Here is a 13,692-nt window from a genome sequence, read left to right on the forward strand (position 1 = left end):
GATAATATTATCTGTTAATATATAACCATCCTACCATAGGTTTTGATCCGTTTCCTAAGTCTAAAACATAATAATATGTTCCTACTGGAAGTTTTTCTGATTGAAGTAAAGTACTTCTACCATCTGAAGTTCCATCCCATTCATTAGTGCTACTATAGCTTTTTTTCTTGTAAACTATATTCCCCCAACGGTTATAAACTTCTAAACTGTTATTTGGGTAATTATCTATACAATTAATAACTAAAGTATCTCCAAGACCATCTCCGTTGGGAGAAAACTCGTTTATAACAGATACACAACCAAGCTCTGTAACTGTGGCATCTTCTTCTAAATCGCCATCAAAATCATCACCATCATCACTTATATCGGCAACAATTTGATTGTTAGCTGTTTTTCCCGATACAGAAACACTATTACTAACGCTTCCTGCGTTTAAAGCTTGTTCATTAATTGTAAATGTAGCTATGTAAGTTGCTATTTCTCCTATTAACAAGCTACCTTCTAGGCTACCTAAATCTGCTCCATCAAAAGTTGGTTCGCTAGTTAATGTTAATGTTTCATCATTTGCATCTAAGAAGGTATCTATTAAAGCAATCTCTGTTAAATCGTAATCTCCAGTATTTTCAACGTAAATAGAATAACTAATTTGTTCTCCTAAATTTGTTCCTGCTACATCTGCTATTTTAGTAACAGTTATTTCTGCAACACACCCAGTTGATATTGGACTGCATGGATCTGTTTCATCTGAAATCCCCGTTGGAATTGCTTCCGTACTTGGGTCATCGATTCCTGTTGTTTCTTCACAATCGGTAAAACCATCGCCATCTGTATCAATAGAACTTGTACATGTGGCGGCATTCACCGTTATGGTTACAGTTGCTGTATCACAATTTCCAGGAACTGCAACTTCACAAATTGTATAAGTTACAGTATATGTTCCAGGTGTTGTATTAGGAGCAACATCTACGCTTCCGTCCGCATTTACTGTTAATGGTCCGTTAGTGTTTGGTGTTACCGAAATATCATTAACATCTACAGCAATACCATTTAAAGTATCATTAGTTAAAATATCTGAATATGTAATTCCTGCAATCCCTTCTGCTTCTGTAGCCGTGTAATTATCTTCTATGGCATCAATAGGTGTTGCCTCAACTATAATAGTTACTGTTGATGTATTACAATTTGAAGGATTTAGATTCTCACAAATTGTATATGAAACAACATAAGTACCAGCCATAGAACCCGAAGGTACAATTATATTTCCACTAGCATCTATTGAAACACCATTTAACCCATCATTACTATCTAAAGTAATTGTGATATCTGTGTCCAAAACAGGATCCCCGTTTAGAATATCATTGCTAGTAACATCTCCAACATTTCCTCCTGTAGTTCCGTTTATTGGAGTTGTACTAAAATCATCAACTATTGCATCGATTACTGCTGATTCAACTATTACAGTTACTGTTGTAGTATCACAATTAGTTGGGTTTAAATTTTCACAAATAGTATATGTTATATCATAACTACCGGCTGGTGTTCCTGCTGGAACGTTTACAAGTCCATTAATATCGATACTAGCTCCTATTAAACCATCATTATCATTAAGTGTAATAGAAATATTGGCATCTATTACTGGGTTTCCATTAAGTGTATCATTCAAAGTAACATCTCCTGCTACACCTCCATCAATACCGCTAATTGGTGTTGCTGTAAAATCATCAACAACCGCATCTATAATTCCAACTCCTACAACTACAATAGCCGTAGTTGTATCACAATTAGTCGGGTTTAAATTTTCACAAATAGTATATGTTATGGTATACGTTCCTGAAGTAGAACTTGGAGGTACAATTATACTTCCATCATTATTGATAGCAACTCCAATTAATCCGCCATTATCATCTAAAGTAATATCAATTGAATTATTGTCTACAAGAACTCCATTTAATGTATCATTTAATGTTACATCTCCAGCTGTTCCTCCTGTTTCACCATCAATTGTAGTTGTACTAAAATCATCGCTAATAGCATCAATTATTGCTGCTCCAACAACAATTATTACTGTTGCTGTATCACAGTTTGAAGGGTTTAACACTTCACATATTTGATATTCTAAAACATACGTTCCTGCTGGAGTGTTAGCCGGAACATTTATAGTTCCGTCTGTATTTATTGTTGCTCCATTTACCCCTGCAGTATCTGTTAACGACACTACAACATCATTATTTGCAAAAGAATTTGTGTTGATGGTATCATCTCCAAACACAGAAGCTGTAACGCCTCCTGTTAATCCGTTAACTGGTGCTGCTGTAAAATCATCGTTTACAGCTTCAATAATTGGAGCTTCAACAACAATACTGATTACGGCATTATCACAGTTTCCTGAATTTATGTTTTCACAGATTTGATAAATAACACTGTAAGTTCCTGCTGCAGTTCCAACAGGCACTGTAATATCTCCGTTAGCATCAATTGTAATACCTGTTAATCCGCCGTCATTAATTATAGCTATTGTTACTTCTGAAGCTATTACGGCATTACTTGCTAGCGTATCATTTAATAGAATATTTCCTGGTGCTCCACCATCAGAACCATTAATTGGTAATGCGGTGAAATCGTCATTTATAGCATCTATTGTTCCCGCTCCTACTTCTAATATTGCAGTTGCCGTATCACAGTTTGTTGGATTTATAACATCACAAATTTGATAGGTTATAGTGTACGTTCCTGCAGAAGTTCCTGCCGGAACCTCGACAACTCCATTTGCTCCTATAGTAACACCTGTTAATCCACCATCTGATGTTAATGTGACATTAACTTCACTTGATGTTATTGGATCTCCATTTAGTGTATCATTACCAAGTACATTTCCAACAGCTCCACCATTTGTTCCATTTACCGGACTTGCAGTAAAATCATCAACAATAGCATCAATTATTGGCAAATCAACTACAATTATGGCAATTGCAGTATCACAGTTTGAAGTATTTAAAACTTCGCAAATTTGATATTCAACATTATAAGTTCCGCCTATAGAATTCTCAGGAACATTAATTGTTCCGTCGTTATTAATGGTTACTCCCGCTAAACCTCCATCATTAACTATACTTGAAGTTACTGCTGTATTAATAAAAGGATCATTGTTTAAAGTATCATTTGTATATACTGAAGTTGTTGTTCCTCCATCTAAGCCGTTAAAAGATGTTGCTGTAAAATCATTATTAACAGCATCGATAATAGCTGTACTAACTAATACAGTAACATTTGCAGAATCGCAGTTTGTTGGATTAAGATTCTCACAAATAGTATATTCTATTGTATAAGTACCTTCAGGTGTATTTGGCGGAATAATCAAATTACCATCGGCATCGATACTCGCACTTGGTATACCTCCATTATCAGTAATAAATATATTTCCATCATCAACAGGATCTCCGTTTAAGGTATCGTTAAGCGTAACATCGCCGGCAATACCACCTTCTAATCCATTTATAGGGTTTGAAGTGAAATCATCATTAGTAGCTTCAATTGTTGCAGGCTCAACTACAACTGTAACCGTAGTAGTATCGCAATTACTTGGATTTAAATTCTCGCAAATAGTATAAGTCAACACATAAGAACCAGCAGGTGTACCAGCCGGCACATTTACCTCGCCTGTAGCACTAATACTTGCGCCCACTAGACCTCCATTATTATCTAATGTGATTGTTATTTGAGAATCTGTAACCACAACACCGTCTAAAGTATCATTAAGAGTAACATCGCCTACTATTCCTCCATCATATCCATTTATAGGCGTTACACTAAAATCATCAATTATAGCATCAATAACTGCTGTTTCAACAACAATTATTGCTGTTGTAGTATCACAGTTCGTTAAAACTGCTATTTCACAAATAGTATAAGTTATTGTATATGTTCCTGAAGTCGTTCCTTCCGGTACGATTACATTTCCATTAGCATCAATACTTACGCCTACAAGACCTCCATTATTATCTAAGGTGATATTAATTTCTGAATCATCTACCGCAACTCCATTTAAGGTATCGTTAGCAGTAACATCACCAGCAGTCCCTCCTGTTTTTCCATTTATAGGAGTTGCTGTGAAGTCGTTTACAACAGCATTGATAGTGCCACCAACTTCAATATCTACAGTTGTGGTATCACAGTTACTTGGTACTGCAATCTCGCAAATCGTGTAGGTTAAGGTGTAATTTCCTGATTCTGATCCTGCTGGTACAATGACGTTTCCGTTAGCATCGATGGTTACTCCCGTTAATCCACCATCATTATCTAAAGTGATGTTGATTAAGGTATCATCTACTGCTGCTCCGTTTAAGGTATCGTTAGCTGTAACATCGCCTGCGGTTCCACCGGCAACACCATCTACTGGTACTGCTGTGAAGTCATTTATTACAGCATCGATGGTGCCGTCTACTACGATATCTACTGTCGTGTTATCACAGTTACTTGGCACGGCTATTTCGCAAATCGTGTACGTTAAGGTGTAATTTCCTGATTCTGATCCTGCTGGTACAATGACGTTTCCGTTAGCATCGATGGTTACTCCCGTTAATCCACCATCATTATCTAAAGTGATGTTGATTAAGGTATCATCTACTGCTGCTCCGTTTAAGGTATCGTTAGCTGTAACATCGCCTGCTGTTCCTCCGGCAACTCCATCTATTGGTGCTGCTGTGAAATCGTTTACAACTGCATCGATGGTACCGTCTACTACGATTTCTACTGTTGTGGTATCACAGTTACTTGGTACTGCAATCTCGCAAATCGTATACGTTAAGGTGTAATTTCCTGAATCTGCGCCTGCTGGTACAATGACGTTTCCACTAGCATCGATAGTGACTCCAGTTAATCCGCCATCATTATCTAAAATGATGTTGATTAAGGTATCATCTACTGCTGCGCCGTTTAAGGTATCGTTAGCTGTAACATCGCCTGCTATTCCTCCAACAACACCATCTACTGGTACTGCTGTGAAGTCATTTATTACAGCATCGATGGTGCCGTCTACTACGATATCTACTGTCGTGGTATCACAATTACTTGGCACGGCAATCTCACAAATCGTATAGGTTAAGGTGTAGTTTCCTGAATCTGCACCTGCTGGTACAATTACGTTTCCACTAGCATCGATGGTTACTCCCGTTAATCCACCATCATTATCTAAAGTGATGTTGATTAAGGTATCATCTACTGCTGCTCCGTTTAAGGTATCGTTAGCTGTAACATCGCCTGCGCTTCCTCCAACAACACCATCTACTGGTACTGCTGTGAAGTCATTTATTACAGCATCGATGGTGCCGTTAACTACGATTTCTACTGTAGTGGTATCACAGTTACTTGGTACTGCTATTTCGCAAATCGTATACGTTAAGGTGTAATTTCCTGAATCTGCGCCTGCTGGTACAATGACGTTTCCACTAGCATCGATAGTGACTCCAGTTAATCCGCCATCATTATCTAAAATGATGGTGATTTCTGTATCATCTACTGCTGCGCCGTTTAAGGTATCGTTAGCTGTAACATCGCCTGCTGTTCCTCCGGCAACTCCATCTATTGGTGCTGCTGTGAAATCGTTTACAACTGCATCGATGGTACCGTCTACTACGATTTCTACTGTTGTGGTATCACAGTTACTTGGTACTGCTATTTCGCAAATCGTATACGTTAAGGTGTAATTTCCTGAATCTGCGCCTGCTGGTACAATGACGTTTCCACTAGCATCGATAGTGACTCCAGTTAATCCGCCATCATTATCTAAAGTGATGTTGATTAAGGTATCATCTACTGCTGCGCCGTTTAAGGTATCGTTAGCTGTAACATCGCCTGCTATTCCTCCAACAACACCATCTACTGGTACTGCTGTGAAGTCATTTATTACAGCATCGATGGTGCCGTCTACTACGATTTCTACTGTCGTGGTATCACAATTACTTGGCACGGCTATTTCGCAAATCGTGTAGGTTAATGTGTAGTTTCCTGAATCTGCGCCTGCTGGTACAATAACATTTCCGTTAGCATCGATAGTGACTCCAATTAATCCACCATCATTATCTAAAGTGATGTTGATTAAGGTATCATCTACTGCTACTCCGTTTAAGGTATCGTTAGCTGTAACATCGCCTGCTGTTCCTCCGGCAACACCATCTATTGGTGCTGCTGTGAAATCGTTTACAACTGCATCGATGGTACCGTCTACTACGATTTCTACTGTTGTGGTATCACAGTTACTTGGTACTGCAATCTCGCAAATCGTATACGTTAAGGTGTAATTTCCTGAATCTGCGCCTGCTGGTACAATAACATTTCCGTTAGCATCGATAGTGACTCCAATTAATCCACCATCATTATCTAAAGTGATGTTGATTAAGGTATCATCTACTGCTGCCCCGTTTAAGGTATCGTTAGCTGTAACATCGCCTGCGGTTCCGCCAACAACGCCATCTACTGGTGTGGCTGTGAAATCGTTTACAACTGCATCGATGGTACCGTCTACTACGATTTCTACTGTCGTGGTATCACAGTTACTTGGCACGGCAATCTCACAAATCGTATACGTTAAGGTGTAGTTTCCTGAATCTGCGCCTGCTGGTACAATTACGTTTCCACTAGCATCGATGGTTACTCCGGTTAATCCACCATCATTATCTAAAGTGATGTTGATTAAGGTATCATCTACTGCTGCTCCGTTTAAGGTATCGTTAGCTGTAACATCGCCTGCTGTTCCTCCAACAACACCATCTACTGGTACTGCTGTGAAGTCATTTATTACAGCATCGATGGTGCCGTCTACTACGATTTCTACTGTCGTGGTATCACAGTTACTTGGTACGGCTATTTCGCAAATCGTGTACGTTAAGGTGTAGTTTCCTGAATCTGCACCTGCTGGTACAATAACGTTTCCTGTGGCATCGATGGTTACTCCTGTTAATCCGCCATCATCATCTAAAGTGATGGTGATTTCTGTATCATCTACTGCTGTTCCGTTTAAAGTATCGTTAGCTGTAACATCGCCTGCTGTTCCTCCGGCAACACCATCTACTGGAGTTGCTGTGAAGTCATTTATTACAGCATCGATGGTGCCGTCTACTACGATTTCTACTGTCGTGGTATCACAGTTACTTGGTACTGCTATTTCACAAATCGTATACGTTAAGGTGTAATTTCCTGATTCTGATCCTGCTGGTACAATAACGTTTCCTGTGGCATCGATGGTTACTCCTGTTAATCCGCCATCATCATCTAAAGTGATGGTGATTTCTGTATCATCTACTGCTGTTCCGTTTAAGGTATCGTTAGCTGTAACATCGCCTGCTGTTCCTCCGGCAACACCATCTATTGGAGTTGCTGTGAAATCGTTTACAACTGCATCGATGGTGCCGTCTACTACGATTTCTACTGTCGTGGTATCACAGTTACTTGGTACTGCTATTTCGCAAATCGTATACGTTAAGGTGTAATTTCCTGAATCTGCACCTGCTGGTACAATTACGTTTCCTGTGGCATCGATAGTAACTCCGGTTAATCCACCATCATTATCTAAAGTGATGTTGATTAAGGTATCATCTACAGCGGCTCCGTTTAAGGAATCGTTAGCTGTAACATCGCCTGCTGTTCCTCCAACAACACCATCTACTGGAGTGGCTGTGAAGTCATTTATTACAGCATCGATGGTGCCGTCTACTACGATTTCTACTGTCGTGGTATCACAATTACTTGGCACGGCAATCTCACAAATCGTATACGTTAAGGTGTAATTTCCTGAATCTGCGCCTGCTGGTACAATGACGTTTCCTGTGGCATCGATGGTTACTCCCGTTAATCCGCCATCATTATCTAATGTGATGTTGATTAAGGTATCATCGACAGCGGCTCCGTTTAAGGTATCGTTAGCTGTAACATCGCCTGCTGTTCCTCCAACAACACCATCTACTGGTACTGCTGTGAAGTCATTTATTACAGCATCAATAGTGCCGTCTACTACGATTTCTACTGTCGAGGTATCACAGTTACTTGGTACTGCTATTTCGCAAATCGTATACGTTAAGGTGTAATTTCCTGAATCTGCACCTGCTGGTACAATTACGTTTCCTGTGGCATCGATAGTAACTCCGGTTAATCCACCATCATTATCTAAAGTGATGTTGATTAAGGTATCATCGACAGCGGCTCCGTTTAAGGTATCGTTAGCTGTAACATCGCCTGCTGTTCCTCCAACAACACCATCTACTGGAGTGGCTGTGAAATCATTGATTACAGCATCGATGGTGCCGTCTACTACGATATCTACTGTAGTGGTATCACAGTTACTTGGTACTGCTATTTCACAAATAGTATACGTTAAGGTGTAGTTTCCTGAATCTGCGCCTGCTGGTACAATGACGTTTCCACTAGCATCGATAGTTACTCCAGTTAATCCGCCATCATTATCTAAAGTGATGTTGATTAAGGTATCATCGACAGCGGCTCCGTTTAAGGTATCGTTAGCTGTAACATCGCCTGCGGTTCCGCCAGCAACACCATCTACTGGAGTTGCTGTGAAATCGTTGATAATAGCGTCGATACAACTTACTATAATAGTGAATGCAGAAGATTCTGTTGAACAACCATTTCCATCTGATACTGTATAAGTAATATTTGTAGTACCTGCAGATACAGCCGTTACTTCCCCTGTATTAGAATCAATTGAAGCCACCCCTGGAGCATCTGAACTCCACACTATAGTTCCTGTCGCAGTTGTTGATAAAGTCGTCGTTTCAGTATTACAAAGAAGTCCGTCTCCTGTAATAGCTGGAGCATTAGGAACATCATTTATTGTTACTGAAACATCTGAACTATTTGAACAAGTTCCCGCTGTTGTATATGTTACTGTATACGTCGCAGGAGTTGATGCACTCACATCAATGACTCCGGTTGAAGCATTGATTGATAATCCAGCTGCACTTGAAAATGTTCCGCCTGCTAACCCTGAAATGGTTGGCGTTGGATCGGTAGTATCTGCACAATAGGCGGCAGAATCATAATTGAAACTAGCATCGTCTAAAGCATTTATTGTTACTGAAGCTGTTGAACTGTTTGGACAAGTTCCCGCCGTCGTATATGTTACTGTATAAGTCGCAGGAGTTGATGCGCTAACATCAATAACTCCGGTTGAAGCATTGATTGATAAACCTGCTCCACTTGAGAATGTTCCGCCGGCTAATCCTGTAATGGTTGGCGTTGGATCGGTAGCATCTGCACAATACGCGGCAGCAGCATAACTGAAACTGGCATCGTCTAAAGCATTAATTGTTACTGAAGCCGTTGAACTATTTGGACACGTTCCCGCCGTCGTATATGTTACTGTATAAGTCGCAGGAGTTGATGCGCTAACATCAATGACTCCGGTTGAACCATTGATTGATAAACCTGCTCCACTTGAGAATGTTCCGCCTGACAATCCTGTAATTGTTGGTGTTGGATCCGTAGCATCTACACAATACGCGGCAGCAGCATAACTGAAACTCGCATCGTCTAAAGCATTGATTGTTATTGAAGCTGTTGAACTATTTGGGCACGTTCCTGCCGCAGTATATGTTATTGTATAAGTCGCAGGAGTTGATGCACTCACATCAATGACTCCTGTTGAAGCATTGATTGATAATCCAGCTGCACTTGAAAATGTTCCGCCTGCTAATCCTGTAATTGTTGGCGTTGGATCGGTAGCATCTGCACAATACGCGGCAGCAGCATAACTGAAACTAGCATCGTCTAAAGCATTGATTGTTAATGAAGCTGTTGAACTATTTGGACATGTTCCCGCCGTAGTATATGTTACTGTATAAGTCGCAGGAGTTGATGCACTCACATCAATGACTCCTGTTGAAGCATTGATTGATAAACCTGCTCCACTTGAGAATGTTCCGCCTGACAATCCTGTAATTGTTGGTGTTGGATCCGTAGCATCTACACAATAGGCAGCAGCAGCATAATTGAAACCAGCATCGTCTAAAGCATTTATTGTTACTGAAGCTGTTGAACTATTTGGGCACGTTCCTGCCGTCGTATATGTTACTGTATAAGTCGCAGGAGTTGATGCACTCACATCAATGACTCCGGTTGAACCATTGATTGATAAACCAGCTGCACTTGAGAATGTTCCGCCGGCTAACCCTGTAATGGTTGGGGTTGGATCTGAATCACTCACACAAAATGCAGCAGCAGTATAATTGAAACTGGCATCGTCTGATGGATTTACGGTTAAAGTGGCTTCCGCCTCAGCGAAACAAATATTAGCCTCATTTGTAAAAACGACTCTATAGATGTTTCCATCCATGGCGTTAGTAACATTTGTTAACTCAAGTGAAACGGTAGTACCACTTGGCACCGTACCGGTTTCGGAAGCTAAATTAGAATAATTAATACCATCAGTACTTACAGACCACTGATACGTAACATCTGTACTTGCTGTAGCTACTGGTGTATTCGTTCCTACTGGTGCAGCACTTGCAACAGCATCAAACTGCGCTGTTTCTGTTTCACATTTTATTTCATTTGAAGGAGCTGTATCTATAGCTAAAGTCATCCCTTCTTCAAAAGTATTTAATCCCCCTGCAGTAGTTGTAGGTATTGTGTTGTATGCATTTCCGGTAACTCCAGCTAAAACAACTAATCCATTTGCATCAACACCTCCATTTGCTAATGTTGGTGTATCTGGGCCATAAACTCCTGTATCATTGTCATCAGCATCTATATTATTATAAGCTTCATTGGCATCACTACATCCATCGGCATCAGAATCTAAATCTAAGTAGTTTGGTGTTCCATCGCCATCTGTATCGATACATAAACTAGTCAAAACTAAATCGTCTAAAGCCATATATTCTGCATCCGAACATACTGTTCCTGAATCTCCAACTTGTCTATTGTTTATATTTTCAACTTTAATAGAAATCACATCTAAATCTGCCAAAACATCTGTTAAATCTACTCCAAAATTGGTTGTAGTTAAATCTACAGATATCGCATGCCATGTCCCTGTATTTATAAGACTTCCTACTACACCTGTAAGCGGGTATGTAACAGATTTACCTCCTCCATTTAACACAATAATCATATCACTTGAAGTTGGAGTTGTTCCTCCATAAACACCATTTATCCAATTAAAACTTAAAGTTCCATTATTGGTTAAGTCTGAAAGATCGAGGTTTAAATCTGTAGCGTTTTCAAAATAAACATTCCCAGCAGTTACATCGGTCCATAAAATATAATCAGTATTTGATGGACTGGCCGGTATAATAGAATAATCACAATTTGAATTAGTTAATGCGGCTGTTGAATGCACGGTATTTCCATCATTTCCATCTAAATTATTATTATCAATAATCCATCCTTCATTATCTAAATCAAAATTAACACTATAACTTGTTATATCACATTCTACAGTATCTGAGATCCCATCATTATCGTCGTCAAGATCACATCCATCTGGTACGCCGTCGCTATCGTTATCTGCTGTATCATCGAAACCATTACATACATCATTAGCATCTAAAACTCCATCGTCATCTGCATCACATTGTCCGAAGCTATCGTAAGCTGTATTATCTGTAGAGGTTCCGGTTGTTTGCCCATTATTAACATCTACATCGTTTGGCACTCCTGTAGTACCATCAACTGTTCCTGTTAACATTCCGTTTTCATCAACAGCTCCAACGGTAATATTATCGCCTCCTTCTAATGCATCTGGACAGCCGTCGTTGTCGGAGTCGGTGTCTAGGTAATCTGCGATGCCGTCATTGTCGGTATCTAATGCACAGGCAAGTAATAGCGCTGCATTTTGAATGGTTATATCATCTTCCTCAGTAAGTGCAGCAAAATTTAATTCTACAAATGGGTCAACGACATAGGCTGGTAAGTGCAGCGTAATAGTAGTCGAAGTAGTACCAAAGCCTGAGTAATCAATATAATTACTACCCTGACTACTAGGATTTGAGTTGACTAAAGTAGCTCCATTAAAAGTTGTAAGAATAGCATCACCACCAAACTCTGTTGCATTGTCTGTTACGTGACTACCATCCGATGGTGTTTCCATAGAGAAATATTTTACACCATTAACACTAATATCCAAAATGGCTTCCGTGTCAACACCACTACCTGCATTGTTCCATCCAGCATCAAAAGTTAATTGCTTTGTACCTATGTTAATACTACCTGCTAAACAGGTTGCTGTTTGACTTTTGTTTGCTGTTGTACCGGAATTTACACCATTCAAGTTATTTAAATCAAAAGAAGAAATATCAAGGCCTTCATTGGTATCTGTAATCCCATCATTATCATCATCGAGATCACAAGCATCTGGTACTGTATCTCCATCAGCATTTGCATTATCATCGAAACCATTACATACATCATTAGCATCTAAAACTCCATCGTCATCTGCATCACATTGTCCGAAGCTATCGTAAGCTGTATTATCTGTAGAGGTTCCGGTTGTTTGCCCATTATTAACATCTACATCGTTTGGCACTCCTGTAGTACCATCAACTGTTCCTGTTAGCATTCCGCTTCCATCAACAGCTCCAACGCTAATGTTATCGCCTCCTTCTAAGGCATCGTAACATCCATCACCATCACTATCTTCATCAAAACAGTCTCCTATACCATCTCCATCTGAATCAATTTGTGGGACGACATATAAATCATATCGAGAAGTAACTCCTGTAGGTGTGTCATTTGTTGTTGTAAACGTAATACTAGAAGTTGTACTTAGGGAATTCCATTCAAAGAAACCAAATGAATTATTAGTGTCTCCAGTAGATGTGGTTCTTTGAATCCTGAATTCATTTGGAACAGAGTTATCTTCTATGTATTGAGCTTCTAAAGCAGTTGTTTGATCATAAAGTGTTCCATCAGAAATAATACCATCATAAGCCATTCCTGTTGGTATACTTGGACCATGCAAAGCTCTAAAATATAATGCTTTTGTTCCTGAAAAAGTAAAATTAGGATAAGCACCATTGTTTACAGGATCAGTAACATCTGTAGCCCAAAAATTTTGTGCTGAATTTTCTGAAATGTTGCTTACATCTAAAATTATACTTCCTACAGGTAATCCGAACTCTGCACTAATATCAATATCAGATTCAGAATAATTTAAGACTCTTCCGGATCCGCTAGCTACTGAAAAAGCAGAACTGTAAGTTCTTAAAACATCTGGAGTTATATTTATAAAACCGGACTCATCTATACATTCTACACTATCTAATATCCCATCATTATCATCATCGAGATCATCAACGTTTAATATGCCATCTCCATCACAATCATCGACAGCTATACATTGGGCGGAGGTAAATTGAGAGAAAGCAAAAAGCAGAAATACAAAACAATAAAATGTTTTAACTTTCTGCGAAGTAGGAATGCATGATTTCATAAGTTGCGTAATTATTTTAATCAATAGTATTACAAATTTAAATATTTCTAATATGTTACTTTTATGGTATTCTATTAAAAGCAAAAACAGCGCGATGAATAACATAAAAGTACCGACGAACGGTTTTAATTCCATCATTACACCACTCGTCTAAAAGCTACATTATAAAAAAAAAAACGTTTCAAACTACCTTAAAAATAAATAAAAACTTACAATAAATAACATAAAAAAGTACATTTCCTTAAAAAAATCTA

The 13,692-nt window shown here is 39.1% G+C and carries 1 protein-coding gene; it reads right to left on the reverse strand.

Annotated features, from left to right (window positions below):
- Positions 1–7: 7 nt before the first annotated feature.
- Positions 8–13,438, reverse strand: a complete 13,431-nt coding sequence (locus GQR98_RS02820; RefSeq protein WP_159018191.1) for a gliding motility-associated C-terminal domain-containing protein — start codon at positions 13,436–13,438, stop codon at positions 8–10.
- Positions 13,439–13,692: the final 254 nt, after the last annotated feature.

This window comes from Algibacter sp. L3A6 (assembly GCF_009796825.1).
Lineage (GTDB): Bacteria > Bacteroidota > Bacteroidia > Flavobacteriales > Flavobacteriaceae > Algibacter.